This is a genomic window from Micromonospora sp. NPDC049274, assembly GCF_040678875.1.
In the GTDB taxonomy this organism is placed as follows: domain Bacteria; phylum Actinomycetota; class Actinomycetes; order Mycobacteriales; family Micromonosporaceae; genus Micromonospora.
Window position 1 is genome coordinate 85533 of the sequence record NZ_JBFAQS010000001.1, and the last position, 25486, is coordinate 111018.

Consider the following 25486-nt stretch of genomic DNA (forward strand, 5'->3'; position numbering starts at 1 on the left):
TCCCTGATAGTCAGGGACCAAACGAAATAGCCGCAGCCGTGGCCACGAACACGATCTGCAGGATCGTGCGCTGCGGAAGCGGGGTCACCGGGCGTCCGGCGAGGGTCAGCTTCCGGCGAGCGGCCGAGACGTTGGCGGGGAACATCGCGAGCAGGAGCAGGGCGAGCCCGGCCGCTGCCGGTCGGGCGGTCGCCGGGATCAGCAGCCCGACGGCGCCCGCCAGTTCCAGCACGCCGGTGAGGGTGACCAGCAGGTCCGGTCGCGGCAGGCCGGGCGGGACCATCGCGATCAGGCCGGCGCGGCGTCGACCGGCGAAGTGCGCGAGACCGGTGACCACGAACAGCAGCGCCAGTCCGACCCGCAGGGCGGCGTGCCAGCCGTCGAGGGCGTCGACGCCGGCCAGGCCGGCCAGGCGGGCCAGGGTGGTGCCGACAATCAGGGCGATCAGGGGTGCCATCGAAATCCTCCTCGGGGAAACTTGACGCTGGCAAGATTGCCCGTCGGAGTGGCATCTTGTCAATGGCAAGATAGGATTCCGGGCATGACCGAGACGCGCGGATACCATCACGGGGACCTCCGTCGCACGCTGCTCGCGGCGGCGCTCGACGCCATCGAGGAGGACGGGTCGGCCGTGCTCAGCCTGCGCGACCTGGCTCGGCGGGCCGGCGTCTCGCACGCCGCGCCCGCCCACCACTTCGGCGACAAGGCCGGCCTGCGTACGGCGCTCGCCATTGAGGGCTTCGACCTGCTGGCCCAGGCGCTGGCCGCGGCGGGCGCCGACCTGCTGGCCGCCGGCATCGCGTACGTCGACTTCGCGGTAGCGCACCGCGCGCACTTCGAGGTGATGTTCCGGCCCGAGCTGTACCGGGCCGACGACCCCGAGCTGATCGCCGCGCGGGGCCGGGCCAGAGCCGCGCTGCGTGCCGGGGTGGCCACGTTGCCCACCAGCGGGACGCCTACCGACACCGACCGGGACGCGCTGGCGGCCTGGTCGATCGCGCACGGCTTCGCGACACTCTGGCTGGCCAACGCCCTGCCGGACCGGGTCGGGGACAACCCCCGCGAGGCAGCCCGCGCTGTCCTGCGCCGCCTAGCAACCTAACCCCCACCCCCAAGCCCCCACCCCCCACACCCCACCCGCGTTGATCATGAAGTTATTGCGCCGACACGCCGATGCGAGGGGCAATAACTTCATGATCAACTTGGGCGGGTGAGCAGGCGGGCGGGCGGGCGGGCGGGGCCGGGGGTCACCAGCTCGTGGGCAGGGGCATTCCCTCGGTGAAACCGGCGGCGCTCTGCACGCCGACGATCGCCCGTTCGTGGAACTGCGTCAGGTTGCGTGCGCCGGCGTAGGTGAACGCGCTGCGTACCCCGGCGATGATCTCGTCGATCAGGTCCTCGACGCCGGGCCGGGTGGGGTCCAGATACATCCGGGCCGAGGAGATGCCCTCCTCGAAAACCGCCTTGCGGGCCCGGTCGTACGGGCTGTCGTCGGCGGTACGGGCGCTTACCGCGCGCGCCGAGGCCATCCCGAAGCTCTCCTTGTACCGCCGGCCGTCCGGCTCGGTGTAGAGGTCGCCGGGGGACTCGTAGGTGCCGGCGAACCAGGAGCCGATCATCACGTTCGACGCGCCGGCGGCGAGCGCGAGCGCCACGTCGCGGGGGTGCCGGACGCCGCCGTCGGCCCAGACGTGCCGACCCAGCTCACGGGCCGCCGTCGAGCAGTCGAGCACTGCGGAGAACTGCGGCCGACCCACCCCGGTCATCATCCGGGTGGTGCACATCGCGCCCGGCCCGACACCCACCTTGATGATGTCGGCGCCCGCATCGACCAGGTCGCGGACGCCCTCGGCGGTGACCACGTTGCCGGCCGCCACCGGTACGCCCGGGTCCAGCTTGCGGACCGCCCGCAACGCCGAGATCATCCGCTCCTGGTGACCGTGCGCGGTGTCCACGACAAGCGTGTCCACGCCCGCCTCCAGCAGCGCGGCGGCCTTGCCGGTGACGTCGCCGTTGATCCCGACCGCAGCCGCGATGCGCAGCCGACCCCGGTCGTCCACGGCCGGCGTGTAGAGGGTGGCCCGTAGCGCGCCCTGTCGGGTCAGCACCCCGACCAGCCGGCCGTCCGCGTCCACCACCGGGGCGAGCCGGCGTCGACCGGCGGAGAGCAGGTCGAAGCCGGTACGCGGATCCGCGTCCGCCGGCACGGTGTGCAGCTCGGTGGACATCACGTGCCGCAGTTGGGCGAACCGGTCCACGCCCAGGGTGTCCGCCTCGGTGACCACACCCACCGGCCGACCGACCTCGTCGACCACTATCACCGCGCCGTGCGACCGCTTCGGCAGCAGGTGGATGGCGTCGCCGACGGTCTCGGTGGGGCCCAGGGTGATGGGCGTGTCGTAGACCAGGTGCCGCTGCTTGACCCAGGCGACGACGTTCGCGACGACCTCGATCGGGATGTCCTGCGGGATCACGGCGATCGCACCGCGCCGGGCCACCGTCTCGGCCATCCGCCGCCCGGCGACCGCCGTCATGTTCGACACCACCAGCGGGATGGTGGTGCCGGTGCCGTCGCCGGTGGACAGGTCCACGTCCAGCCGGGAGCCGAGGTCGGAGCGGGCCGGCGCCATGAAGACGTCGGTATAGGTCAGGTCGTGCGCGGGGGCCGCGCCGTGAAGGAACCGCACCCGGCCATCATTCCCGGCTCCGGCCGCCCGCGCCCGCCTCGGTGCCGCAAACCACCCCCGCCGCACTCCCGATGGCGGGACGAAGTGTGCGGGTCTGGGGCAAAGGCCTCAGGAGATGGTGCAGATGGGCGCCCCGGCGGTGATCACGGCGCCGACCTCGGCGGTGAGCCCGCTGACCGTACCCGCCTTGTGGGCGTGCAGCGGCTGCTCCATCTTCATCGCCTCCAGCACCACCACGAGGTCGCCCTCGGCCACCGCGTCGCCCTCGGCGACCGCGATCTTGACGATGGTGCCCTGCATGGGCGACGTGAGCGCGTCGCCGCCGACAGGTGCGCCCGCCGTGGCCCCGCCCCCGCGCCGGGTCGGCCTACGGGAGGTGGGTGCCGCGGTGGTCGTACTCCCGCCGAAGCCGGCGGGGAGGCTGACCTCGATGCGCTTGCCGCCGACCTCGACCACGACGGTGTCGCGTTCCGCCGGTGCCCCGGCGGCGCCGGCGGCGGCGGCGAACGGCGACACGGTGTTGTGGAACTCGGTCTCGATCCACCTGGTGTGCACGGTGAACGGTTCGGCGGTGAACGCCTCGTCCCGCACGACCAGCCGGTGGAACGGCAGCGCGGTGGCCATCCCGTCGACGACCATCTCGTCCAGCGCGCGGCGGGCGCGCTCCAACGCCTCGGTCCGCGTCTCACCCACGATGATCACCTTGGCCAGCAGCGAGTCGAAGTTGCCGCCGATCACGTCGCCGGCCGAGATGCCGGTGTCCACCCGGACGCCCGGGCCGCTGGGCAGGCGCAACGTGGTGACGGTGCCCGGCGCGGGCAGGAAGTTGCGGCCCGGGTCCTCGCCGTTGATGCGGAACTCGATGGCGTGCCCGCGCGGCGTCGGGTCCTCGGTGATCCGCAGCTTGTCGCCGTCGGCGATCCGGAACTGCTCGCGGACCAGGTCGATGCCTGCGGTCTCCTCGGTGACCGGGTGCTCGACCTGGAGCCGGGTGTTGACCTCCAGGAAGGAGATCGTGCCGTCCTTGCCGACCAGGTACTCCACCGTGCCGGCGCCGTGGTAGCCGGCCTCCCGGCAGATCGCCTTGGCGCTGTCGTGGATCTGGGCACGCTGGGCGTCGGTGAGGAACGGCGCGGGCGCCTCCTCCACGAGCTTCTGGTGCCGGCGCTGCAGGGAGCAGTCCCGGGTGCCCACCACGATCACGTTGCCGTGCTGGTCGGCGAGGACCTGCGCCTCGACGTGCCGGGGCTGGTCCAGGTAGCGCTCGACGAAGCACTCGCCCCGGCCGAACGCCGCGACCGCCTCGCGGGTGGCCGACTCGAAGAGCTGGGGGATCTCCTCCATGGTCCGGGCGACCTTGAGACCGCGCCCGCCACCGCCGAACGCGGCCTTGATGGCGACCGGCAGCCCGTGGTCGACGGCGAACGCCATCACCTCGTCCGGGCTGCCCACCGGGTCCGGGGTGCCGGGGACCAGCGGGGCGCCGGCGCGCTGGGCGATGTGCCGGGCGGTCACCTTGTCGCCCAGGTCGCGGATCGCCTGCGGGGTGGGGCCGATCCAGGTCAGCCCGGCGTCGATGACCGCCTGGGCGAAGTCGGCGTTCTCGCTGAGGAAGCCATAACCCGGGTGTACGGCGTCGGCGCCGGCCCGGGAGGCGACGTCGAGCAGCTTGTCGATGCGCAGGTAGGTCTCGGTCGCGCTGTCCCCGCCGAGCGCGTACGCCTCGTCCGCGAGCGTCGCGTGCAGGGCGTCCCGGTCGGAGTCCGCGTACACGGCGACGCTGCCCAGGCCGGCGTCACGGCAGGCGCGGATGACCCGGACGGCGATCTCGCCGCGGTTGGCGATGAGTACCTTGCGCACCTTCGTGGCTCCTCCCGGCAGGTTACTGACGGGGAGTGTATCGGCCACGTGTCGTGGCCCTAACGATCGCTCAGTGTGGGATGGGGCACTGAGTTTAGTCAAACTTGCCTATTACGCTTGCTGGGTGTCTGCGACTCGGATGATGATTCTCGGCCTGGTGCGGTGGATGCAGCCCGTGCACGGGTACGACGTGCGCCGCGAGCTGTTGAGCTGGAGCGCCGACAAGTGGGCGAACGTGCAGCCCGGCTCGATCTACCACGCGTTGCGCAAGCTCACCGAGGAGGGCCTGCTCCGCGCCGTCGCCACCGAGCAGGTCGGTGCCCGTCCGGCCCGGACCACGTACGAGGTGACCCCCAAGGGCGAGGACGAGTTCGAGACGCTGCTGCGCAACCTGTGGTGGAACCTCAGCGAGCCGTCCGACCCGTTCGCGGCGGCGTTCTCCTTCCTGCCCGCCCTCCCGCGGGCCGAGGCCGCCGCAGCCCTGCGTAACCGGGCCAACCTGCTGCGCGCCGGCATCGAGTCGATGCGTGCCTCCCTCGAGTCGGACTGGGTGCGTAACCGCAAGCCGGTGCACGTGGGTTGGATGTTCGAGCTGTGGGCGGTGCGGGCCGAGGCCGAGATGGGGTGGTGCGAGCGGATCGCGGAGCGGATCGACTCCGGAGTGTCGTACCTGCCTGCTGAGCTGGAGGACGTCGAGGGCTGGTCGGGGTGGAAGGACGGTCCCGCGTCGACACCGTCGGCCAATGCTGAATAATCAACGTTGACTAAAGAAGTTATATCGCGTTAGCCTGCTGGCGGCACAGCGGGGGAGTGCGCCGTTCGGCGTCGTCCCACTCGACGGCCGGCACCGCCGGCCCGACCGACCAGGAGCAGAAATGATCGAGACCAGGGGGCTGCGGAAGTCGTTCCGCTCCCGCGCGGGTCGAGAGACGAAGACGGTTGACGCCGTGCGGGGCGTCAACCTCCAGGTCGCCGAGGGCGAGATCTTCGGCTTCCTCGGCCCCAACGGCGCCGGCAAGACCACCACGCTGCGGATGCTCGCCACGCTCATCGAGCCGGACGGCGGCGAGGCCACCATCGCCGGGGCCGACCTCCGCAAGGATCCGGCGGAGGTGCGGCGTCGCATCGGGTACGTCCCGCAGGGCGGCAGCACGTGGGACGAGTCCACCGCCCGCGAGGAGCTGGTCCTGCACGCCCGTATGTACGGCATCGGCAAGGCCGACGCGCAGCAGCGCGCGGCTCGCGCGCTGGACGCCTTCCAGCTCACCGAGTACGCCGACCGCAAGTGCAAGACCTACTCCGGCGGTCAGCGCCGACGCGTCGAGATCGCGCTCGGCATCATCCACGAGCCGAAGATCGTCTTCCTGGACGAGCCGACCACAGGCCTCGACCCGCAGAGCCGCGCCCACATGTGGGACGAGATCCGGCGACTGCGCAGCGACGGCATGACCGTCTTCATCACCACGCACTACCTCGACGAGGCCGACGCTCTCTGCGACCGGATCGCGATCATGGACAACGGCGAGGTCGTCGCCGAGGGCACCCCAGCCGAGCTCAAGCGGGAGATCTCCGGCGACGTCGTGCTCGTCGGTCTCGATCTGGCCGCCACCCCGCAGGCCGCCCAGGCGCTCGACGGCGAGCCGTACGTCAACAAGCTGGAGACCGCCGACGAGGGCGGCCTGCGCCTCTACGTCGACGAGGGCGCCACCGCCATTCCCCAGGTGCTGCGCCGACTCGACCACGCCGGGCTGGAGCTGCGCTCGATCGAGCTGCACCGCCCCAGCCTGGACGACGTCTTCCTCACCAAGACCGGCCGCTCGCTGCGCGAGTCCTGACCACCGGAGAGACGACTCATGAAATTCGCCCGTGACACGTGGCTGATCTTCCAGCGGCAGATCCAGCTCCTGCTGCGCAACCCGGTCTGGGTCTTCGTCGGCGTGTTCCAGCCGGTGATGTACCTGCTGCTCTTCGCCCCGCTGCTCAAGCCCGCCCTGAACGCGCCGACCCAGGCCGCCGCCTACAAGATCTTCGTACCGGGTCTGCTGGTGCTGCTGGCCATCTTCGGCGGCCTGTTCCAGGGCTTCGGCCTGATCGCCGAACTGCGCGCCGGTGTGATCGAACGCTCTCGCGTCACCCCGATCAGCCGGCTCGCGCTACTGCTCGGCCGCTCGTTGCGCGACGTGGTCTCGCTCATCGTGCAGGCGGTCATCATCACCCTGCTGGCGCTCCTGTTCGACCTGCGGGTGTTCATCGGTGACCTGCTGCTCGCGTACCTCATGCTCGCCCTCATCGCGCTCATGACCTCGGCCGTCTCGTACGGCGTCGCACTCAAGGTCAAGAGCGAGGACGCGCTGGCCCCACTGATGAACACCGTGGCGCAGCCGGTGCTGCTGCTCTCCGGCATCCTGCTCCCGCTGACCTTCGCACCGGGCTGGTTGCAGGGCATCGCCGACTGGAATCCGTTCTCCTGGGCGGTCGACGGCACCCGCGCGCTCTTCGCCGGCGACCTGGGCAGCGACAAGGTCTGGCAGGGCCTCAGCATCACCGCGGTCCTCGCCGCGCTGGGGGTCTTCTGGGCCGCCCGCCAGTTCGCCCGCAGCGTCCGCTGACGTCTTTGAACATCGGGGTGCCCCTCGTCCGGGGGCACCCCGATTTCGTGCTGTCCGGCCGTCGGCGCTCGCTCCGTGGCGGTCCGCGCGGCCTCTCGGTGCTGGGCGGTGCCGGGCGGTGCTAGGCGCTGTTGGGCGGTGCTGGGCGGTGCTGCGAGGTGCCGGGCAGTGCTGCGCGATGCGGGGCGGTGCGGGGTGGTCGCGGCGGTCAGTGCACTCGGGCGAGGGTGAGGCCGTCGGCGATCGGCAGCATCACCGGGTCGACCCGCACGTCGGCGAGCACCTCGTCGTTGAAGGCGGCGATCGCCCGGTCGTTGGCGTCCCGCGGGGCGAGCACCCGTCCGCCGCGCAGCACGTTGTCGACGGCGATCACCCCGCCCGGTCGCATCCGGGGCACCAGCTCGGCCCAGTAGACCGGGTACCCGGTCTTGTCCGCGTCGATGAACGCGAAGTCCAGGTGACGCTCGTGCGGCAACTCTCGCAGCGTCTCGCCGGCCGGGCCGATGCGCAGGTCGATGCGATCCTGCACGCCCGCACGGGCCCAGTACCGCCTGGCGATGCCGGTGAACTCCTCGGAGATGTCGAAGCAGGTCAGCCGCCCGCCCTCGGGCAACCCCCGGGCGATGGCCAGCGCCGACAATCCGGTGAACGTGCCCACCTCGACGGCCTGCCGTACGTTCAGCAGCCGGGTCAGGAACGTCAGGAACGCGGCCTGTTCCGGCGCGACCTGCATGGTGGCGTGCTCCGGCAGCACCGACCGGGTCTCCTCGGCCAGATCCCGAATGATCTCGTCCGGTGGGGCGCCGTGCGCGACCAGGTAGGCATGCAACTCGTCGGTGAGCGGGATCGACTTGGTGGTCATGAACGGACGTTACCGAGCGGCTCGACCGATTGGCCGCCAGGCGCGACAGTTGTCCACAGGTCGGTGATCTGCAGACCCAGTTCGGCGAGGAGTCGCCGCAGCAGCGGCATCGACAGCCCGACGACAGTCCCCGGGTCACCCTCGATCCGTTCCACGAACGGCCCGCCCAACCCATCGATCGTGAACGCGCCGGCCACCGCCAGCGGCTCGCCGGTGGCAACGTACGCGGCGATCTCGTCGTTGCTGATGTCCGCAAAATGGACTGTCGTCGAGGCGACCGCCTCCGCGCGCCGCCCGGTGGCACCGTCGATCAGGCAGTGCCCACTGTGCAGCACGCCACTGCGCCCCCGCATCCGCAGCCAGCGCCGGGTGGCGTCCGCCGGATCCGCCGGTTTGCCGAGGATCTCCCCGTCGAACGCGAGCACCGAGTCGCAGCCGATGATCAGCGTCCGCTGCCCGGTCCCGGTGCTGGCGGTGGTTTCGCTGCCGGCGCTGGTCGTGCTCCCATTGCTGGCCGTGTGGTTGCTGCTGGCGGTGGTTGCGTTGCCGGCGCTGGCCGTGTTGGTGGTGCTGGCGGTGTTTCCGGTCCCGGTTTCTGCGCTAGCACCGGCGGCCGGACTCAGTCGGGCCAGCACGGCCTGCGCCTTGAGTCGGGCCAGTTCCAGGCACAGATCCTCGGCCCGATCGGCCACGACTACGGATTCGTCCACCCCGCTGACCAGCACGTCCGGCTCGATGCCAGCGGCCTGAAGAGACTTGCGACGAGCGGGGCTGGCCGAGGCGAGCACGAGGCGGAGCGGCAGAGAGTCAGACACCCGCCCGACGTTACCGGCTCACCACCCACCACACCGTTCCACCCAGCCGCCCCGCGCGCTCCTCCTGCCCGCAGGACGCCATGCCCTTGATTCAGCGCGACGCCATGCCCTTGCTGCCCGCGCGACGCCATGCCCTTGATTCAGCGCGACGCCATGCCCTTGCTGCCCGCGCGACGCCATGCCCTTGATCCACTCCACATCGCCGATATCGGCCCATCAATCACCAACGAAAGCCCCATATCGCCGAGATGGAGCTGATCAGCCCACTCTCCCCACCGTGATCCACTCGACTTCCTGGAAATCGCGGTATCCCGCTCACCCGGACACCCCGATATCAAGAAACCCGAGTCGATCAAGGCCCGCCGGCCCGATCAGCGACTGATTCTGGGTGGTGGATCATCACTGCGCCGACGGCGGCGGGCCACGAGCGCCCATCCGGCGCCAATAGCCGCGATCGCAGCGAGGGTGGCAAGGCCGCGGACTTGAGCGCCATCATCGCCCCCTTCAGGCCGAACGTCGTCCGTCGCGGTGGGGCCAGCGCCGGCCGGAGCGCTGACCGACTCAAACCCCAACGGGGGTACGTCCGCCGTCAGCGCCGCGACAAGATCGATCACGCCGTACCCGTACTCGTCGTCCCGACCAGGCGGACCCTTGTCGATGGCCGTGGCCGTGAGCCGGTGCGCCACCTCCTGCGCCGGCAGGTAGGGGTACTTCGACCTGATCAACGCCGCCGCCCCAGCCACAATCGCCGTGGCGCTCGAAGTGCCGGTGCCCTTCGAATATTTGCCGCCGTAGCTGGTGCTGTAGATATCAACCGCTGGCGCGACCACGTCGATCTCTGGGCCAGTCACCGAAACGGCGGCATGGTGTCCTTCCCGGTCAACGCCGCCTACAGTGATCACGTCTTCCTCGCTGGCCGGGTATGAGACCGGTTGATGAGGCACATTCCCAGCAGCTGCTACGACTATGATGTTTGCTGCGAGTGCGGCCTCTATTGCCCGAACGAGTCGGGGTGTCGAAGCCCCTCCGCTCGAGATGTTGATGACTTGAGCCCTCTTCGATATGGCGTATTCGATAGCTGCGGCGAGATCGTCTGCTTCCCCCAAATTGTCGGAGGTTGAGGCTCTTATCGGCAGGATTTTGGATTGAGGGGCGATTCCGAGTGCACCCGCATCTCCAGCCCTGCCGTGCGCTGCTATCAGTCCTGCCATGCTCGTGCCGTGACTGTTCGAATCAGTGCGGCCATCTCCGGAACCGCCAGCGACAGTGTCAGTCCCTATTAGCAGATTTTTGCTAAGGTCGGGGTGAGGGTCAACGCCAGTGTCGGCCACTGCAACTACGACCCCGTCGCCTGTGCTGATCTTATGCGCTTCGGCAACCTTTAAGAATGTGAGATGCCACTGGTCGTTTCGAATTCGCCCGGCGTTAGCGGGCGTTGGAGCGGTGTGAATGTGGCCTGCATTATGTTCCGGAATGAATCCAATAAGTAGGGCCAGTGTCACTGCCATGATCTGGGTAATAACTAGCATTATCGGTTGAGGCCGATGGCTGGCCCCGGATCGATAGGCCCTTCATCGCTCGGTGGGCGGACCACCGGAGCTACGCCATTGTCGGTCTCCCATGGGTGATCGGGATCCCAGGGGAGGGCGGTGTTCTGGTCTGCTTGCCTTCGATCGTTGGGCCGAAGATTGGTCGATTGAACTCCGGGGGGAGTCGATATTCCATGCCCGCTGTTCATCGGTGAGATGCCTAACGTTGCTGAAGGGCCGCGACCTGATCCAGGTCGAGAACCCGCGCCCCCACTCGGCGCTGTACCAGCTCCGCCACCGCCGATGACACCGCCGACTGGATTGACGCGTCGGGGCGGGTTTTGGGCTGGGCTGGATTGACCTATGCCCATGCCGGGCATCCCCCCAATGACGCCGCCTGGTGACATGGGTCGACCGGTGGTCGGCGTCGGGCTGGTGGTCGGCGTCGGGCGCTTTGCAAGATCTTCGGTTCCGATTTGGGGCCCGGTGCCTGCAGAGCGTCGTGGCGTGAGGTCGCCGATCGGCCCGACAGGGATGCCGGATGGCAGGCCCGGAGATGCTGGGGCTGACGCTAATGGGGGAGTTCCGGCGCTCGGCAAGTTGATACTCGTCGAGCCCGGCATCAGGGTCGAACTTGTCCCGCCGAGCACCGGCCCCACTCCCGAAGGAGCCTGAACAGGTGTAAGTCCGGGCGAAGGCGGATTCCCTACCGCCGACTTCCGGACGACGGTCGGCGTCATGGGAATAGCGACGATGGGCGGAATGACCGGGCCTTGAGTGCTGGTGCCGTAAGCATCCGGGTCGTTGGGTTGGTGGCCTGCTCGTCGCGGCGGGGGTGGGGGCTTTTGGAGGGTGGCTTGGGCTTGTTGGAGTTCGCCGCTGAGGTTGAACATCATGGACCGCGCCTGAACATTCAGCCGTTCCAGATCGCCGTCCGTCACCGGTGACTCGACGACCCGGTTGCCCATGATCGCTTTCGGGTCGGCGGCTGTGGCGTCGTACGCCTGCTTCTGGTGGAGCTTGGTCGCGTACTCCTCGTGGATTTTGCGAAGCTCGGCCCGGGTGCTGCCGATGGCCTGGGTGGCGGCGGACAGCGCGGCGTAGTTGGCGGCGGCGGCGTCGTGGGTGTGTCGCACCTTGGCGATCAGGTCGTCGAGTTGGGCGAGGTACGTGCCGGAGGCGGCGCTGGTTTCCGGGGGCCACGCTTCGGCGAGCCCGCGCCGGTACTCCTGGAGTCGACCGAGGTGGATCTGGGCCAGGTCGCAGACCTTGCGCCAGCCGGCGACCTGTTTCCAGTGGTTGGTGGTGTCGTGGTCCTGGAGGCACGCCCACATGCTGTTGACGTCCATCAGATGCCAGTTGGTCTGGTCGCCTGTGCGGCCGTTGCCCCGTTCGATCATGGCAGGACCACCGGCCTCGGGCTCTCGGGGCCGGTGGGGTCGGTCAGCATCGGCGTCCGGCCGCCGGGCAGGACGGCTCCCGGGTCGGCGAGGGCCCGTTGGACGTCCACGGCGCGGGCGGCGGAGAAGGCGTCGCTGTCGGCGTACTGGGTGGCTACCCGGTCGGCGGCGGCGGCGAGGTGGCCGGTGGCGCCCCGGACGGCGTACACCATGTCGGTGGTGGCCTGCTGCGTCTCGTGGTGGGCGTGCAGGAAGGTGACCAGCTCGATGAATGCGTCGCAGGGGTTGGGCACCTGCGCGGACATGTCGTCGGCGATGTACGACAGGTGGGGCGCGTAGTTGCTCTCGACCTCGGCGGCGAGCCGGTCGGCGAACTCGCGGAGCTGGCGGATGTCGGCCTCGATGCCGCCGTAGCCGCGCAGCCAGGGGGCCGGCTGGTCCTCTTCGGGGATCATCGATCCTCCCTATCCGTCACGACACCGTTTCCCTGAGTGAGGTTAACGGCTGGACGCCACTCTGGCAGCCCCCGCCCGGCGGGTCGGTCAGCGGGGAAGGCCGGAGGCCCGCCAGGTGTCGCGCCCGGCCGGCCGGCCGCTGCGGGCCCACGCGGACGTGCTCGCCGGAGCGGGGGCGGCGGCCCGGCGGGATCGCACGATGAGCGCACCGACCAGAGCGGCCAACTCCTCGGCGGTGGGCACGCCGCGAACGACCCGGAAGAGGGGCTCTTCGGCAGACATGCCGCCAGCGTACGCGGCCCGAAGTCGTCTGAGGCGCACAGTGGCGTGCCGGCGGTGTGAGCGTCGGCGGGTCCGGGTACCGTCTCAGCGATGTCGAACGCGCTTCCCCAACTTGTCGCTGACCGATACCGGCTTCTGTCGCCGCTCGGCCAGGGTGGCATGGGTCGGGTGTGGAAGGCGCGCGACGAGGTGTTGCACCGGGACGTCGCCATCAAGGAGTTGGTGCCGCCGCCCGGCCTCACCGACGAGGAACGCCGCGAGATGCGGGAGCGTTCGCTGCGCGAGGCGCGAGCCATCGCCCGGCTCAACCACATCAACGTGGTCCGCATCTTCGACGTGCTCCGCACCGACGGCGATCCGTGGATCGTCATGGAGTACGTGGCGTCGAAGTCGTTGCAGGACACCCTCGCCGAGGACGGGCCGGTGTCGGTGGCCCGGACCATCGAGATCGGCCTCGGCGTGCTGGGCGCTCTCAACGCGGCGCACAAGGCCGGCGTCATGCACCGCGACGTCAAGCCCGGCAATGTGCTGCTCGGCGACGACGGCCGCGTGGTGTTGACCGATTTCGGTCTCGCCACGATCCCGGGCGACCCCAACGTGACACGCACCGGGATGGTGCTCGGTTCGCCCGCGTACATCTCGCCGGAGCGGGCCCGGGAGGGCACCGCCGGCCCGGAGGCCGACCTGTGGTCGCTGGGCGCGACGCTCTACGCGGCGGTCGAGGGCAAGTCGCCGTACGCGCGGCCGTCCGCGATCGCCACGCTGGCCGCGCTGGCGACCGAGCCGATGCCGCCGCCGAAGAACGCCGGCCCGCTCAAGCCGGTGCTGACCGGGCTGCTCCAGAAGGACCCGAACGAGCGGATCACCGCCGAGGTGGCCGAGCGGCTGCTGCGCCGCGCCGGGGGCAAGCGGGCGCGGGGGATCTCGCTGCTCGATGGCGTACGCCGGCCGGGGCCGAACGGTCCACGGGAGCCGCGCCCGCCGCTCGTGCCGGCGCCGCGCCCCGCCGAGGAGAGCGCGGCCCGTCCGGTGTCGCCGCCTGCGCCGCGTACCCCGCCGCCGGTTGCCGCCGCTGCCGCGACGCCCGCTGTCGACGCCACGCCGACGGAGGTCGTGCCGGCTGACGCCGACCCGACGGCGGCGGTGCCGGCCGAGCCGACCGCGAAGATCGACCGCCCGTCCGAGGCCGAGCCGACCGCGGCGGTGGCGGCCGCCGACGACAAACCCGATGACGGTACGACCCAAGCCGACGACGACGAGCCGACGGCCGTCGACGGACCGCCGGTGGCACCGGAGCAGCGCAAACCCTCGACTCCCACGTCGGTGATGCCCCCGGTGAGTCCGGCCGGGCGCGCGGCGGTGCCGGAGTTCGACGGTACGAAGCCGAGCAACACCCGCCGCAACGTGCTGATCGGGGCCCTGGTGGCCCTGCTGCTGGTCGGCCTCGTGGTGATCGTGCCGATGCTGACCAAGGGCGACGACAACGAGACGCCGCAGGTCGCCCCGACGACCGGCGCGGCCGCGTCGTCAGCCCCGGCGCAATCCTCTGCTCCGGCGGCCTCACCCACCACGGGCGCACCGAGTGCGACGCCGTCGGCCACGCCGTCGGCCGACCCGAACGCGCTGCCGGCGGGTTGGAAGCTGTACAGGGGGCCGACCTTCTCCATCCCGCTGCCACCCGGCTGGAGCGGCCGTCAGACCAGCTCGGACACGGCCATCTTCAACCAGTCCAACGGGCCAGGCAAGATGCTGGTCCAGTGGATCTCCACCCCGAAGAAGGACGCGGTCGCCGACTGGAAGAGCAAGGAACCGTACCGCCGGAATCTGGTCACCAACTACCAGTTGGTGGGCAGCATCAAGGCCTGCGACTGGTACCGGACCTGCGCTGACTGGGAGTGGTTGGAGACCCGGGACAACACCCGCATCCACGTGCGCAACAGGGGCTTCGTAACCGCCACCAACCGGGGTTTCGCCATCCGGTGGGAGATCGCGGAGAAGGACTGGCAGGCCAACCTCGCCAACTTCGACCAGGTCGTCAAGGGCTTCGTGCCCGACCGCAGGAACTGAGCGCCACCGCGAGATTCATTCGCATGTTCTTGCGTCGTTCGGGGTACCTGATCTCCAACGACGGAGGGAGGTGCGACATGAGCTACCGATACAGGAACGCCCGGCCCCGGCTGGCACTGTGGATGCTCGTCGCACTGGGCGATGTGGCACTGCTGCTGATCAGCGTTGGGCTTCCGGTACTCGTCGCGCTGTTTGGCGTCGTTGCCATCACCGTTGGCGCGGTGGGCGTCCGGCGGCTCAGCCGGCGGGACGCGCTGGTCCGCGAGGATGTTCCGGTGATGGTGCCGGCGATGAGCCGACGGCGGGCCTGACCCGTACACGGTGGCGTGGCGGCAGCCGGACCGATTGTCGACAGTTGTGGTGACCGTCGATCCCGCTGCCGCCAACCGCCCGATCAGGTGTTGTTGGCCAACGCGATCAGCCGGGTGCGGTCGCCGTTCCAGTAGTTGCGGTCCACATTGCCGCTGATCCCCGAGACGGCGCCGCTGCTCGTGTACTGCCAGAAGCTGTACACCGACGCGCCGGCGGGCAGGGCGCCAGGCGTGCTCGACCAGCGGGCCAGCCAGAGCGGGTGGTTGGCCCACGGGCCGGTCCAGCTGCCCGTGCACTGGTTCCACCAGCTCGTCGTGGTGTAGATGACCGCGTACCGGCCGGTGCGGGAGCGGTAGGTGTTCAGGAAGTCCTGCACCCAGTTGCGCATCCCGGTGGTGCTCAACCCGTAGCAGTAACCCCCGCTGTACGGGTTGGCCTCGATGTCCAGCGCGGCCGGGAGGGTGCGGCTGTCGGCCGACCAGGCGCCGCCGTTGGACGCCAGATAGTTGGCCTGGGTCGAGCCGGCGGAGATGTTGGGCCGGGCGAAGTGGTACGCGCCGCGGATGACCCCGGCGTTGTACGAGTTGACGTAGTTCGCGTTGAAGGCGGAGTCCTTGACGCTTGTGCCCTCGGTCGCCTTGATGAAGGCGAACTGGATGCCAGCGTTGCGGACGCTCGTCCAGTTGATGGTGCCCTGGTAGTGGGAGACGTCGACGCCGGGCGTGGTGGCGGCCGCCGCCGGGCCGGCGGTCGCGACCAGTGTCGCCGCCGCGGTGGCGAGGACGGTGAGGCCGGCCGCGAGCACGCGACGCAGCGATGATCCGGTACGGGCCATGAGTGCCTCCAGAGAAGCGGTCTATTGACGACCATCTTTGGAGGTAACTGCCCTAGATCACAAGAGTTGTTGAAGAAAGTTTCATCGACGGGCGTCATTCATCCCGGTGACCGGGGCCGGAACAGTCAGCGCAGGGTGGCCGGGTCGAGCTGCCAGCGGAAGGGTTCGACCACGGTCAGCGTCTCGCCGGGCTTGGCCACCTGGTCCTCGACGTAGTGCTCGCCGTCCAGCCGGAACAGCCGCAGCGAGTGACCGTCGCCGTCCTGCTCGACCAGCAGGTACCAGGGGATCCGCGCGATGGCGTAGAGCTGCATCTTGACCAGTCGGTCGGCGGCAGCATTGCCAGGGGAGACGACCTCACCGACAAGCGTCGCCTCGGCAGCCTCCACCACCGTGCCCTCGTCGTCGGTCTCCGCGACGACCAGGTCCGGAATCGCGATCCGATCCACCCCGAGCCGTACGTTTACCGCTCTGAACACCGCGAAGCCGCCTGCGGCACGCTCGACGTGGTCGGCCAGGCGGCCCGACACCAACTGATGCCGCTTGCTCGGGACCGGGCTGAGGAGCAGGCTCCCGTCGAGCAGTTCGATCCGGTCCGGCGTCTCACCGAGAGCGAAGTAGTCGGCCTCGGTCCAGGGGCCGATGTGGTGTTCCAGAGGAACCGGTCTCATCTGCCATCACCTCAGTTCCCGCTCAGTCTCACGGGTCGCGTGCCGGTGCCTCGGGAGCGACACGGAACGCCGCCGGTAGGCTCGCGCCCCATGATGTCGATCGACGGGCTGGGCGAGAAGTGGGACACGCTGTTCGGCGCGCAGCCGGACCCGCCCCCGCTGCTGGTGCTGATAACCGCAGCAGTCGCGCTGGTGGTGGTGTCCACCCGGCTGCCGTGGCGGATCGCCCGTAATGCCATCACCATCGCGCACGAGGGCGGGCACGCCCTGGTCGCCCTGCTCACCGGCCGCAAGCTGCGCGGCATCCGGCTGCACTCGGACACCTCCGGGCTGACGCTCTCCGCCGGTCGGCCCACCGGACCGGGCATGATCCTCACGCTGCTCGCCGGCTACGTCGCCCCGCCGCTGGTCGGGTTGGCCGGCGCCTGGCTGCTCGGCGGCAACCGGATCACGCTGCTGCTCTGGGTGGCGGTGGTGCTGCTGCTCGCCATGCTCGTCATGATCCGCAATGCCTTCGGCGTGGTGTCGCTGCTGGTGACCGGGGCGGTGGTGCTCGCCGTCTCGTGGTACGCCACGCCGCAGGTGCAGGCGGCCTTCGCGTACGCCGGAGTGTGGTTCCTGCTGCTGGGCGGGGTGCGACCGGTGGTGGAGCTGCAACGGCTGCGCTCACGCGGCCGGATGCCCGCCTCCGACGCCGACCAGCTCGCCGGGCTGACCCCGTTCCCGGCGTTCTTCTGGGTGGTCCTCTTCGCCCTGGTCAACCTGGCCGCCCTGGTCGCCGGCGCGCTTCTCCTCACCGGCTCGATCCTCACCGACGCCGGCCTGACGCTCTGACCGCGCGGAGCGGGCCGGGCGGGCCGACCGCGCCGACCGGGCCGGGCGGGCCGGGCACGGCCGCGGGTCGACAACGGCCGAGGCGGGCACAATGAGGTCATGCGATACGTGATCATCGGCGCGGGCGCGGTCGGCGGAACCATCGGCGTACGACTGGCGGAGGCCGACCGGGACGTGACAGTGGCGGCGCGCGGCGCGCACCTGGACGCGATCCGGGATCGTGGCCTGACGCTGCGACAGCCCGACGGTGACGTGACCGCCCGGCTCGCCGCCGTGGACGGTCCGGGCAACCGGCCGCTGCCGGCCGACACGGTGCTGGTGCTCACCGTCAAGTCGCAGGACACCGAGGCCGCGTTGGCGACGTGGGTGGACGCGCCGGTCGCCGGTGGTGGCACTGCCGGCGAACGGCTGCCGCTGGTGACCGCGCAGAACGGGGTGGCGAACGAGCGGGCCGCACTGCGGCTCTTCGCCGACGTGCACGCGGTCTGCGTCTGGCTGCCCGCCACCCACCTGGACCCGGGCGTGGTGGTGGCCAACGGGCATCCGCACCCCGGGATGCTCCACGTCGGCCGCTACCCGGGCGGCGCCGACGACACCGACCGGGCGATCGCCGCCGACCTGACCGCCGCCGGCTTCGTCGCGCCGGTACGGGAGGACGTGCTGCGCTGGAAGTACGGCAAGCTGCTCAGCAACCTCGGCAACGGCCTCCAGGCGCTGCTCGGGCGGGACATCCCGGACGCGCTGGCCGAGCGGGTACGCGCCGAGGGTCTCGCCGCGCTCGCCGCCGCGGGCATCCCGCACACCTCCCCGGAGGAGGAGGCGGCCGAACGCGGCGATCTGGTCCAGCAGCGCCCGGTCGACGGCGCCGACCGTTCCGGCGGCTCCACCTGGCAGAGCCTCGCCCGGGGCACCGGCTCGACCGAGGTCGACCACCTCAACGGCGAGGTCGCGCTGCTCGGGCGGCTGCACGGCGTACCGACACCGGCAAACGTGGCCGTGCAGCGGGCGGTACGCCGGGCGGTCCGGGAACGGATGGCGGCCGGCGCGTTCCCGCTCGCCGAGCTGGAGAAGATGATCGCCTGACCGGGCAACCGACGGCCCCGCCCGGCGCGTGTTCCCTGCGACCGACACGGGGAGGTAGCGGGTGCCGGACGTCGACGGGTTCGACGAGTTCTACCGGGGGAGCCGACAGCGGCTGCTCGGTTTCGTCTACGCCCTCACCGGCGACCGGGTCGAGGCCCAGGACGCGGTGCAGGAGGCGTACATCCGTGCCTGGCAGCGCTGGTCGACGATCAGCGGGTACGACGACCCGGAGGCGTGGGTGCGGGTGGTTGCCAGCCGGATCGCGGTCAGCCGCTGGCGCAGCCTGCGCAGTCGCGCCCGCGCGTACCTGCGGCACGGGGTCACCGAGACCGTTCCCGGGCCGGGCACCGACACGGTCGAGGTGGTGGCCGCGCTGCGCCGACTGCCCGAGGAGCAGCGCACCGCCATCGCCCTGTACTACCTGATGGGCATGCCTGTCGCCGAGGTGGCGCGGGAGACCGCCGCCCCGGTGGGCACGGTCAAGGCCCGGCTCTCCCGCGGGCGGACGGCGCTCGCCGGCCTGCTCGCCGTCTCTGACCTGGAGGAGGCCACCGATGCGTGAGGACGATCTGGCATTCGTCGAACGGGTCCACCGGGACCTGCGCGACGTCACATGGCCGGAGCCGGGGGAGATCCGGGCGATGGCCCGCAGGCGTCGGCGTCGCACGGCCACGTTTGCGGCGATCGCGGTGCTCGCGGCGATGACCGGCCCGGCGTACGCCATGAAGGACCGGCCGGAACCTCCGCCCACGGCGGCCACGCGGGTGCCGGTCGACGCCAGCCCCGCCCGAGCGGATATCCCATTGGACTCCCTACTGAGGGCCACCGACGTGCCGGTGAAGAGCGGTGTCCAGCTCGGCGATGCTGGTCTCGGCGAGGTCATGCCATTGGACCCGCTGCTACGAAGGTGTGGCGGCGAGCGGGGCCTGCCGGTGGTCGACTCGTATTCCCGCTACAGCCGGTCGTTGACCCTGCTGTCGCCAGCCGACGCCGGCCGCACCTCGGTGACGGCGGTGCTCAGTCAGGACGTCTACCGGGTCGACCCGGCGGTGGGCAGGCAGTTCGTCGGTCAGCTCAGGATGGTGCTCGACGCCTGCCGTGAGTGGCGGGACCTCGACACCACCGTCGCATCCCGCGAGTCGGTGCCGCTCGAGACCGTGCATTCCTGGGCGGTGCCGGCGACCAACTTCGCGGGCGACGAGTCGATGGTCGTGCGCCACGAATCGAGCACGACGCCCGGCTCGGGCGACGGACGGGCGTCGGGGTCCGCCGTACCGGCCGAGATGTCCGTCGTTGTCCGGGTGGGCGACCTGGTCACGGTGCTGGTACCCGGCCCAGGCGTCGCCAGGGACCGGGCCGACGGCACCGGATCCAGCCTGGGGTACGGCGACCTTGAAGCGCTGGGCCGCGCGGCCGCCCGGCGACTGTGCCCCGCCGCCCACTCGCCCTGCTGACCCTCCCTGGTCCGCGCACCATCGGGGATTTTGCTGCCTCCCGGTGCCGGGAAGAAGCACTTTCCCCGAGGTTGCGCGGATCTGGGGGCCCGCGAGATCAGAGCGGGATGTTGCCGTGCTTCTTCGGGGGCAGGGTCTCGCGCTTGGTGCGCAGGACGCGCAGAGCCCGGACGATCTGGGTGCGCGTCTCGTGCGGCGGGATCACCGAGTCGACGTACCCGCGCTCGGCCGCCACGTACGGGTTGGCCAGGGTGTCCTCGTACTCGGCGATCTTCTCGGCCCGGACCGCGGCCGGGTCCTCGGCGCCGGCCAGCTCGGAGCGGTAGAGGATGTTCACCGCGCCCTGCGCGCCCATCACGGCGATCTGTGCGGTCGGCCAGGCGAAGTTCAGGTCCGCGCCGAGGTGCTTGGAACCCATCACGTCGTACGCTCCGCCGTACGCCTTGCGGGTGATCACGGTGACCTTCGGGACCGTCGCCTCGGCGTACGCGTAGATGAGCTTCGCGCCCCGGCGGATGATGCCGTCCCACTCCTGGCCGGTGCCGGGCAGGAAGCCGGGCACGTCCACGAAGGTCAGCACCGGGATGTTGAACGCGTCGCAGGTGCGCACGAACCGGGCCGCCTTCTCGGAGGCGGCGATGTCCAGCGTGCCGGCGAAGTGCATGGGCTGGTTGGCCACCACACCGACCGGCCGGCCCTCCACCCGGCCGTAGCCGACCACGATGTTCTGCGCGTAGAGCGGCTGGACCTCGAGGAACTCCCCGTCGTCGAGGACGTGCTCGATGACGGTGTGGATGTCGTACGGCTGGTTCGCCGAGTCCGGGACCAGCGTGTCCAGCTCGCGGTCCTCGTCGGTGATGGTCAGGTCCGCGGGGGCGTCGAAGACGACAGGCTCGTCGAGGTTGTTCGACGGCAGGTACGACAGCAGGGCCTTGACGTAGTCGACCGCGTCGTCCTCGTCGCTGGCGAGGTAGTGCGCGTTGCCGCTGCGTGTGTTGTGCGTGCGGGCCCCGCCCAGCTCCTCCATGCCGACGTCCTCGCCGGTCACCGTCTTGATCACGTCGGGGCCGGTGATGAACATGTGCGAGGTCTGGTCGACCATCACCGTGAAGTCGGTGACCGCCGGGGAGTAGACCGCGCCGCCGGCGCAGGGGCCCATCACCAGCGAGATCTGCGGGATGACCCCGGAGGCCCGGACGTTGCGGAAGAAGATCTCCCCGTAGAGGCCGAGCGAGACGACGCCCTCCTGGATGCGCGCGCCGCCGGAGTCGTTGATACCGACCACCGGGCAGCCGATCTTCATGGCGAGGTCCATCACCTTGACGATCTTCTCGCCGAAGACCTCGCCGAGCGAGCCACCGAAGACCGTGAAGTCCTGCGCGAACACGCACACCTGCCGGCCGTCCACCGTGCCGTAGCCGGTCACCACGCCGTCGCCGTACGGGCGGTTGCGCTCCAGCCCGAAGGCCGTGGACCGGTGCCGGGCCAGCTCGTCCAGCTCGACGAAGGAGCCCTCGTCGAGCAGCATCTCGATCCGCTCGCGAGCGGTCTTCTTGCCCCGCGCGTGCTGCTTCTCGACCGCCCGCGCCGACCCGGCGTGCACCGCCTCGTCGACCCTGCGCTCCAGGTCCGCCAGCTTGCCCGCGGTGCTGTGGATGTTGGTCCCGGTCTCGGTAGTCACCCAGGGAATATAACGATGGTTCAGGTCGGCGCGTCTGTGCAGTACGCCTCAGTGCCTCCCACGATCACCGCCGTAGGCTGACAGGATGCCGGGCTCCCCGTACACCGATCTCGACCGACCGCCGCTGTCGGCGGCCCGGCTGCGGCGCGCGCTTGTCGCGCCGAACGGGCCGTGGGCCCGCCTGGAGCTGTACGCCGAGACCGGCTCGACAAACGCGGACGTGGCCGAGGCCGCCGCGGCCGGTGAGCCGGAGGGCCTGGTCGTGGTGGCCGAGCGGCAGGCCGCCGGCCGTGGCCGGCGCGGTCGGGTGTGGCAGTCGCCGCCGCGGGCGGGAATCACCACAAGCGTCCTGCTCCGGCCCGGCGAGGCCGCGCCGGACCGCGACTGGCCGGCGGTGCCCCCCACCGGGTACGGCTGGTTGCCCCTGCTCGCCGGTGTCGCGCTGGTCGAGGCGGTCGCCCGGTTGGCCGAGTTGGAGGCCACCCTCAAGTGGCCCAACGACCTGCTCATCGGCGACGCCAAGTGCGCCGGCGTGCTGGCCGAGGCGGTGCCCGGCCGCTCCCCGGCACAACCGCCGGCCATCGTCCTCGGCATCGGGCTCAACGTGACCCTGCGCGCCGACGAGTTGCCGGTCAACCCGACCGGGCTGCCGGCCACCTCGCTGCAACTGGCCGGTGCGGCGGCCACCGACCGGGACCCGCTGCTGCGGGCCCTGCTGCGGGCCCTCGCCGAGTGGTACGACCGCTGGCGTTCCGCCGGTGGGGACGCCGTGGCCAGCGGCCTGCGCGACGCCTACCTGGCGGCCTGCGCGACTGTCGGCCGCGAGGTGCGTGTCCTGCTTCCCGGCGGCGACGACCTGACCGGCACCGCCACCGGCGTGGACCCCGACGGCCAACTCCTGGTCACCACCGCAACGGGTGAGCGTGCCCTGGCCGCCGGCGACGTCCTGCATCTGCGCTGACGCCGCACAAGTGCAAGATCACGGACAGCGGGTGGGGCCGCGTGGCGGATGTCGGGGCGGGGCTCGGGGGGTTTACGGTCGGCGCGTCGAGTAACTGGCGTTGGAGGTTGTCGTGGCGTTTCCCGAAGACGTGCTCACGAAGGACGAGCACGTCGTGCTGCACCTGCACCCGCACTGGAAGGCGCTGATCCGGCCGATCGCGGTGCTGGTGCTGGCCATCGCCGCGGTGGTGGTCGGCGTGCTCCTGCTGCCCGAGAGCAGCGGTGGTTCGATCGCGCTGGCCGTGATCGGAGCGATCGCCCTGATCGCCGTCCTCTGGCTCGGTCTGTGGCCGTTCCTGGTCTGGCGTACCACCCACTACCTGTTCACCAACGAGCGCGTGCTGTTGCAGCAGGGTGTCTTCTCGCGGGACCGGCGGGACCTTCCGCTCACCCGGATCAACGACCACTCGATGAACCAGCACTTCCTCGAGCGGCTGCTCGGCTGCGGCACCCTCACGATCGAGTCCGCAGGCGAGCGCGGCCAGTCGGTGCTCGCCGACGTGCCGGGTGTCAGCCGGGTGCAGACCACCCTCTACGAGTTGGTCGAGGCGCAGCACGACAAGCACTCGCTCGGCGACGGGGAGATGCGCGACATCCTCGCCGACATGCGCGAGGGCAAGCCGCTGCGCGACACGACGAGCTGATCGCGATCCCTGACCGTCCCGGCCCGAGCGCCGGGCGGGACGGTCAGGCGCGCTGTTCGGCCTCGGGCACCGCGGCCTCGGGCGGCGTGGGCTGCGCCCCGGCCCCGGGCGGCCCGCTCTCGGCGGGGTCGCTCTCCGACGGTCCGGTTCCGGCGGGGCCGCTCTCCGACGAGCTGGTCTCGGCTGGTCCGGCCTCAGGCGGGCCGCCCTCTGCCTGTGAGTCGCCCTCGGTCGGTGCGGCGTCCGGATTCGTCTCGACCGGGCGGAGCGCGAACCAGCCACGGAAGCGGGTCCGCAGCACCTCCTGCTCGGGACGGTTGTCCGGGCCGAGGCGGAGCATGGTGCCGGTGAGGATGACGGTGCCGAGCCCGGGGCGGGCGGCCGACGGGCGGGCACCCATCACGTCCACCCGGACGGCGAGGCGGTCACCGGCGCGTACCGGGGCGAGCCACCGCAACTCCTCCAGACCGGGGGAGGCGTCCGCCGCCGCGCGCGACAGCAGGTGATCGACGTACGCCCGCATGAACAGGCTGACCGTGTAGAAGCCGCTGGCGATCACGCCGCCGTGCCTACTGGCCTCGGCCAGCTGCGGGTCGAGGTGATACCACTGCGGGTCGAAGCGACGGGCGAAGGCCAACATCTCGTCGCCGTCCACGGTTACCGTCCCGAGGTCGACGGTGAGCCCCGGGACGAGATCCTCGAAGAACAGCTCGGCGGGCGCTCCGGTGCCGGAGCGGGTGGCGGGAGGCGTCACCGGCGGGGCGCGCGACGGGTGCCGGCGTGCAGCTCCGCGGCGAGTTCCGCGTCCAGGTCGGCGTGGAGGCCGGCGGTCATCGGTGTGGGCCGTTGCTGGGTGGGAGCAGCGCCGGTCGGGTCGGGTCGGTCACCCGACTGCGCCTCTTCCAGCTCGGAGACGGATTCGGCCAGCTCGGCGACCGGGTCCATCTCGGCGAGGGTGTCCCACTCGTCGCGCGGGATGTCGTGCCAGGTCGGCTCGGCCTTCGTCTTGTCCTCGGCCGGCGAGACGGGTTGGAAGACGAAGGTCCGGTACGACCAGAACCGGAACAGCGTGCCCAGCAGGACGCCTGCGGTCTTCGCCACGTTCAGCGCCAGCAGGCCGTGCACGCCGAGCCCGTACTTTGCCGCAGCCACGGCGCCCAGTTCGATGAGCAGTCCGGCCCCGTTGAAAAGGAAGAATAGGAGGTATTCCCGACGAAGCGCCGATTTCGGACGATCCCGGTACGTCCAATGACGATTCATCAGGTACGACGTGATCGTTGCGACGAGTGTCGCGATCACGTTCGCCTTCAACTGGCCGTTGACGAAAACGGTAAGTGCAAGGGCATTGAACACCGCGTAATTGATGACGGTGTTGACGCCGCCGACGATGCCGAATTTGAGCGCCTCGTGGATGAACTTCTGCCAGCGCTCAGGTAGCAGACGGACAAGACGCATGCGAAACACCTTAGGGCAGTCGGTGAAGCCGGCGATCACCGGCCGGACGAGGTGGGCGGCAGGTCACGCCCCGTGATCCCGGTCGTGCTCCACCTGCGGAACGATCGGAGTTCCCGCTTCGACAAAGACGAACCGCCGGTAGGACCAGAATCGGAACAGCGTCCCGAGGCCCGTGCCGACGATGAAGCTGGCGATGTTGTCGGCGAGCTGCGTCTGGAACACGGCCGGCCAGATGCTGCCGAGCCCGTAGCGGCTGATCGCGAGACAGGCCACCGCGATGCCGAGGCCGACGGCGTTGAAGAAGAAGAACAGCGCGTACTCCCGCGCGGGGTTGCTGCGCTGGCGGTGCCGCCAGGTCCAGAACCGGTTGCCGATGAAGGCGAAGGTCGCCGCGATCACTGTCGAGATCGTCTTCGCGGTGACCTGTTCCATGCCCCGCGCGGTCGTCAGGTAGTTGAAGAGCGCGAAGTCGATGAGGAAGGCGATCCCGCCCACGGTGGCGAACTTGCTCAGCTCGCGTACGAGGTGACCGAAACGGTCGAAGAGTCCGCGGATCAGACCCGGGCGGGTCTGCCGGGGACCCGGTTGCTCCCCGGTCATCGTGGCGGCCACGGGGCGAGCCTACCGGCTGTCGGCCAGTCGGCGGGGTAGCAACGGCGACCGGACATCGTCGCTCGTGCCGGCCCTTTCGTCCAGTACGCCGCAGTTGAACGCAGCGTAACCACAGGGGAGGACTGATGCGCCTCGGAACGGGAATCCCCGCACCGGTCGGCCGGGGGGTTGACGGTCCGACCGGAACGCGCGTCGACCGGGGTGCACAACAAGATTTGCGTGAAACTGCGCAGGAAAGCGGGTATCAGATCGTGATGCCGCAGCGTGGCCGTATCTTGTGCAGTTCTTCACAACCCGTCCCACTGTCTAGGAAGGCTGCCCGGTTTACGCTGAGGCC

The 25486-nt window shown here is 70.4% G+C and carries 26 protein-coding genes and 1 pseudogene; 12 read left to right on the forward strand and 15 right to left on the reverse strand.

Features of this window, described 5'->3' with window-relative positions:
• Positions 1–10: 10 nt before the first annotated feature.
• On the reverse strand, positions 11–457 hold the full coding sequence (locus AB0K10_RS00410) for a DoxX family membrane protein (protein ID WP_363678441.1): 447 nt from the start codon (positions 455–457) through the stop codon (positions 11–13).
• Between the two features lie 84 nt (positions 458–541).
• On the opposite strand from AB0K10_RS00410, the gene AB0K10_RS00415 reads away from it, so the two are divergent.
• Positions 542–1102, forward strand: a complete 561-nt coding sequence (locus AB0K10_RS00415) for a TetR/AcrR family transcriptional regulator (protein WP_363678443.1) — start codon at positions 542–544, stop codon at positions 1100–1102.
• Positions 1103–1247: 145 nt separating this feature from the next.
• Here the strand turns inward: AB0K10_RS00415 and AB0K10_RS00420 are convergent, their stop codons facing one another.
• Entirely contained in the window at positions 1248–2687 is a 1440-nt protein-coding gene (locus AB0K10_RS00420) for a GuaB1 family IMP dehydrogenase-related protein (RefSeq protein ID WP_363678445.1), read from the reverse strand.
• 108 nt (positions 2688–2795) lie between these two features.
• Positions 2796–4547 (reverse strand): biotin carboxylase N-terminal domain-containing protein, encoded by a 1752-nt coding sequence (locus AB0K10_RS00425; protein WP_363678447.1) that lies wholly within the window; start codon positions 4545–4547, stop codon positions 2796–2798.
• 139 nt (positions 4548–4686) lie between these two features.
• Here AB0K10_RS00425 and AB0K10_RS00430 point away from each other — a divergent pair, with 139 nt between their 5' ends.
• The 3 genes from AB0K10_RS00430 (at position 4687) to AB0K10_RS00440 (ending at position 7156) form a co-directional block, all read left to right on the forward strand.
• Complete coding sequence (locus AB0K10_RS00430) at positions 4687–5301, forward strand: PadR family transcriptional regulator (RefSeq protein ID WP_363679536.1); 615 nt, start codon at positions 4687–4689, stop codon at positions 5299–5301.
• Positions 5302–5422: 121 nt separating this feature from the next.
• On the forward strand, positions 5423–6382 hold the full coding sequence (locus AB0K10_RS00435) for an ATP-binding cassette domain-containing protein (protein WP_355062909.1): 960 nt from the start codon (positions 5423–5425) through the stop codon (positions 6380–6382).
• 18 nt (positions 6383–6400) lie between these two features.
• On the forward strand, positions 6401–7156 hold the full coding sequence (locus AB0K10_RS00440; RefSeq protein WP_363678449.1) for an ABC transporter permease: 756 nt from the start codon (positions 6401–6403) through the stop codon (positions 7154–7156).
• A gap of 208 nt (positions 7157–7364) precedes the next feature.
• Here the strand turns inward: AB0K10_RS00440 and AB0K10_RS00445 are convergent, their stop codons facing one another.
• The 6 genes from AB0K10_RS00445 to AB0K10_RS00470 all read right to left on the reverse strand — a co-directional run bounded on the left by AB0K10_RS00445 (position 7365) and on the right by AB0K10_RS00470 (position 12499).
• Positions 7365–8018 carry an O-methyltransferase gene (locus AB0K10_RS00445; RefSeq protein WP_363678451.1) on the reverse strand — a complete coding sequence of 218 codons (654 nt, stop codon included), beginning with the start codon at positions 8016–8018 and terminating at the stop codon, positions 7365–7367.
• Positions 8015–8833: a Maf family protein gene (locus AB0K10_RS00450; protein ID WP_363678454.1), complete on the reverse strand. Its 819-nt coding sequence runs from the start codon at positions 8831–8833 to the stop codon at positions 8015–8017. The genes AB0K10_RS00445 and AB0K10_RS00450 overlap by 4 nt, the downstream gene beginning before the upstream one ends.
• A 371-nt stretch (positions 8834–9204) precedes the next feature.
• Positions 9205–10341: a S8 family serine peptidase gene (locus AB0K10_RS00455; protein ID WP_363678457.1), complete on the reverse strand. Its 1137-nt coding sequence runs from the start codon at positions 10339–10341 to the stop codon at positions 9205–9207.
• Positions 10342–10361: 20 nt separating this feature from the next.
• Positions 10362–11762, reverse strand: a complete 1401-nt coding sequence (locus AB0K10_RS00460) for a hypothetical protein (RefSeq protein WP_363678459.1) — start codon at positions 11760–11762, stop codon at positions 10362–10364.
• Positions 11759–12217, reverse strand: coding sequence for a hypothetical protein (locus tag AB0K10_RS00465; RefSeq protein ID WP_363678461.1), 459 nt, complete (start codon positions 12215–12217; stop codon positions 11759–11761). Before AB0K10_RS00465 ends, AB0K10_RS00460 begins: the two co-directional genes overlap by 4 nt.
• 87 nt (positions 12218–12304) lie before the next feature.
• Positions 12305–12499 carry an acyl-CoA carboxylase subunit epsilon gene (locus tag AB0K10_RS00470; protein WP_363678463.1) on the reverse strand — a complete coding sequence of 65 codons (195 nt, stop codon included), beginning with the start codon at positions 12497–12499 and terminating at the stop codon, positions 12305–12307.
• Between the two features lie 90 nt (positions 12500–12589).
• On the opposite strand from AB0K10_RS00470, the gene AB0K10_RS00475 reads away from it, so the two are divergent.
• Both AB0K10_RS00475 and AB0K10_RS00480 read left to right on the forward strand, forming a co-directional pair.
• The gene (locus AB0K10_RS00475; protein WP_363678465.1) at positions 12590–14566 is read left to right on the forward strand and encodes a protein kinase; all 1977 of its coding nucleotides are present in this window, start codon (positions 12590–12592) and stop codon (positions 14564–14566) included.
• A 77-nt stretch (positions 14567–14643) separates the two neighbouring features.
• Positions 14644–14877: a hypothetical protein gene (locus AB0K10_RS00480; protein ID WP_363678467.1), complete on the forward strand. Its 234-nt coding sequence runs from the start codon at positions 14644–14646 to the stop codon at positions 14875–14877.
• An 83-nt stretch (positions 14878–14960) separates the two neighbouring features.
• Here AB0K10_RS00480 and AB0K10_RS00485 read toward each other — a convergent pair whose 3' ends face one another.
• Both AB0K10_RS00485 and AB0K10_RS00490 read right to left on the reverse strand, forming a co-directional pair.
• Positions 14961–15713, reverse strand: a complete 753-nt coding sequence (locus AB0K10_RS00485; RefSeq protein WP_363678469.1) for a GH25 family lysozyme — start codon at positions 15711–15713, stop codon at positions 14961–14963.
• A 125-nt stretch (positions 15714–15838) separates the two neighbouring features.
• Positions 15839–16384, reverse strand: coding sequence for a Uma2 family endonuclease (locus AB0K10_RS00490; protein ID WP_363678471.1), 546 nt, complete (start codon positions 16382–16384; stop codon positions 15839–15841).
• Positions 16385–16474: 90 nt separating this feature from the next.
• Here AB0K10_RS00490 and AB0K10_RS00495 point away from each other — a divergent pair, with 90 nt between their 5' ends.
• The 4 genes from AB0K10_RS00495 (at position 16475) to AB0K10_RS00510 (ending at position 19755) form a co-directional block, all read left to right on the forward strand.
• On the forward strand, positions 16475–17218 hold the full coding sequence (locus tag AB0K10_RS00495; protein WP_363678473.1) for a M50 family metallopeptidase: 744 nt from the start codon (positions 16475–16477) through the stop codon (positions 17216–17218).
• A 99-nt stretch (positions 17219–17317) separates the two neighbouring features.
• Positions 17318–18301 carry a 2-dehydropantoate 2-reductase N-terminal domain-containing protein gene (locus AB0K10_RS00500; protein WP_363678475.1) on the forward strand — a complete coding sequence of 328 codons (984 nt, stop codon included), beginning with the start codon at positions 17318–17320 and terminating at the stop codon, positions 18299–18301.
• 61 nt (positions 18302–18362) lie between these two features.
• Positions 18363–18863 carry a SigE family RNA polymerase sigma factor gene (locus tag AB0K10_RS00505; protein WP_363678477.1) on the forward strand — a complete coding sequence of 167 codons (501 nt, stop codon included), beginning with the start codon at positions 18363–18365 and terminating at the stop codon, positions 18861–18863.
• A complete protein-coding gene (locus tag AB0K10_RS00510; RefSeq protein WP_363678479.1) occupies positions 18856–19755 on the forward strand; it encodes a hypothetical protein in 900 nt (299 codons plus the stop codon). Before AB0K10_RS00505 ends, AB0K10_RS00510 begins: the two co-directional genes overlap by 8 nt.
• A gap of 97 nt (positions 19756–19852) precedes the next feature.
• On the opposite strand, the gene AB0K10_RS00515 is transcribed toward AB0K10_RS00510, so the two are convergent.
• The gene (locus tag AB0K10_RS00515; RefSeq protein WP_363678481.1) at positions 19853–21436 is read right to left on the reverse strand and encodes an acyl-CoA carboxylase subunit beta; all 1584 of its coding nucleotides are present in this window, start codon (positions 21434–21436) and stop codon (positions 19853–19855) included.
• 85 nt (positions 21437–21521) lie between these two features.
• Between AB0K10_RS00515 and AB0K10_RS00520 the strand changes: the two genes are divergently transcribed.
• The gene (locus AB0K10_RS00520; protein ID WP_363678483.1) at positions 21522–22397 is read left to right on the forward strand and encodes a biotin--[acetyl-CoA-carboxylase] ligase; all 876 of its coding nucleotides are present in this window, start codon (positions 21522–21524) and stop codon (positions 22395–22397) included.
• Between the two features lie 112 nt (positions 22398–22509).
• Positions 22510–23082: a PH domain-containing protein gene (locus tag AB0K10_RS00525; RefSeq protein WP_363678485.1), complete on the forward strand. Its 573-nt coding sequence runs from the start codon at positions 22510–22512 to the stop codon at positions 23080–23082.
• 43 nt (positions 23083–23125) lie between these two features.
• Here AB0K10_RS00525 and AB0K10_RS00530 read toward each other — a convergent pair whose 3' ends face one another.
• The 3 genes and pseudogenes from AB0K10_RS00530 to AB0K10_RS00540 form a co-directional block, all read right to left on the reverse strand.
• Positions 23126–23836, reverse strand: coding sequence for a MaoC/PaaZ C-terminal domain-containing protein (locus tag AB0K10_RS00530; RefSeq protein ID WP_363678487.1), 711 nt, complete (start codon positions 23834–23836; stop codon positions 23126–23128).
• Complete coding sequence (locus AB0K10_RS00535; protein WP_363679538.1) at positions 23833–24537, reverse strand: GtrA family protein; 705 nt, start codon at positions 24535–24537, stop codon at positions 23833–23835. Before AB0K10_RS00535 ends, AB0K10_RS00530 begins: the two co-directional genes overlap by 4 nt.
• Before the next feature lie 63 nt (positions 24538–24600).
• A pseudogene (locus AB0K10_RS00540) lies at positions 24601–25440 on the reverse strand (GtrA family protein).
• Positions 25441–25486: the final 46 nt, after the last annotated feature.

What these genes read in the sequence shown, in the direction of transcription:
- AB0K10_RS00435 (WP_355062909.1), top strand. Translation starts at nt 5,423, where the DNA reads ATGATCGAGACCAGGGGGCTGCGGAAGTCGTTCCGCTCCCGCGCGGGT.
- AB0K10_RS00415 (WP_363678443.1), top strand. Translation starts at nt 542, where the DNA reads ATGACCGAGACGCGCGGATACCATCACGGGGACCTCCGTCGCACGCTG.
- AB0K10_RS00495 (WP_363678473.1), top strand. Translation starts at nt 16,475, where the DNA reads ATGATGTCGATCGACGGGCTGGGCGAGAAGTGGGACACGCTGTTCGGC.
- AB0K10_RS00465 (WP_363678461.1), bottom strand. Translation starts at nt 12,217, where the DNA reads ATGATCCCCGAAGAGGACCAGCCGGCCCCCTGGCTGCGCGGCTACGGC.
- AB0K10_RS00455 (WP_363678457.1), bottom strand. Translation starts at nt 10,341, where the DNA reads ATGGCAGTGACACTGGCCCTACTTATTGGATTCATTCCGGAACATAAT.
- AB0K10_RS00485 (WP_363678469.1), bottom strand. Translation starts at nt 15,713, where the DNA reads ATGGCCCGTACCGGATCATCGCTGCGTCGCGTGCTCGCGGCCGGCCTC.
- AB0K10_RS00430 (WP_363679536.1), top strand. Translation starts at nt 4,687, where the DNA reads ATGATGATTCTCGGCCTGGTGCGGTGGATGCAGCCCGTGCACGGGTAC.
- AB0K10_RS00440 (WP_363678449.1), top strand. Translation starts at nt 6,401, where the DNA reads ATGAAATTCGCCCGTGACACGTGGCTGATCTTCCAGCGGCAGATCCAG.
- AB0K10_RS00500 (WP_363678475.1), top strand. Translation starts at nt 17,318, where the DNA reads ATGCGATACGTGATCATCGGCGCGGGCGCGGTCGGCGGAACCATCGGC.
- AB0K10_RS00480 (WP_363678467.1), top strand. Translation starts at nt 14,644, where the DNA reads ATGAGCTACCGATACAGGAACGCCCGGCCCCGGCTGGCACTGTGGATG.
- AB0K10_RS00535 (WP_363679538.1), bottom strand. Translation starts at nt 24,537, where the DNA reads ATGCGTCTTGTCCGTCTGCTACCTGAGCGCTGGCAGAAGTTCATCCAC.
- AB0K10_RS00510 (WP_363678479.1), top strand. Translation starts at nt 18,856, where the DNA reads ATGCGTGAGGACGATCTGGCATTCGTCGAACGGGTCCACCGGGACCTG.
- AB0K10_RS00460 (WP_363678459.1), bottom strand. Translation starts at nt 11,762, where the DNA reads ATGATCGAACGGGGCAACGGCCGCACAGGCGACCAGACCAACTGGCAT.
- AB0K10_RS00410 (WP_363678441.1), bottom strand. Translation starts at nt 457, where the DNA reads ATGGCACCCCTGATCGCCCTGATTGTCGGCACCACCCTGGCCCGCCTG.
- AB0K10_RS00445 (WP_363678451.1), bottom strand. Translation starts at nt 8,018, where the DNA reads ATGACCACCAAGTCGATCCCGCTCACCGACGAGTTGCATGCCTACCTG.
- AB0K10_RS00470 (WP_363678463.1), bottom strand. Translation starts at nt 12,499, where the DNA reads ATGTCTGCCGAAGAGCCCCTCTTCCGGGTCGTTCGCGGCGTGCCCACC.
- AB0K10_RS00490 (WP_363678471.1), bottom strand. Translation starts at nt 16,384, where the DNA reads ATGAGACCGGTTCCTCTGGAACACCACATCGGCCCCTGGACCGAGGCC.
- AB0K10_RS00475 (WP_363678465.1), top strand. Translation starts at nt 12,590, where the DNA reads ATGTCGAACGCGCTTCCCCAACTTGTCGCTGACCGATACCGGCTTCTG.
- AB0K10_RS00520 (WP_363678483.1), top strand. Translation starts at nt 21,522, where the DNA reads ATGCCGGGCTCCCCGTACACCGATCTCGACCGACCGCCGCTGTCGGCG.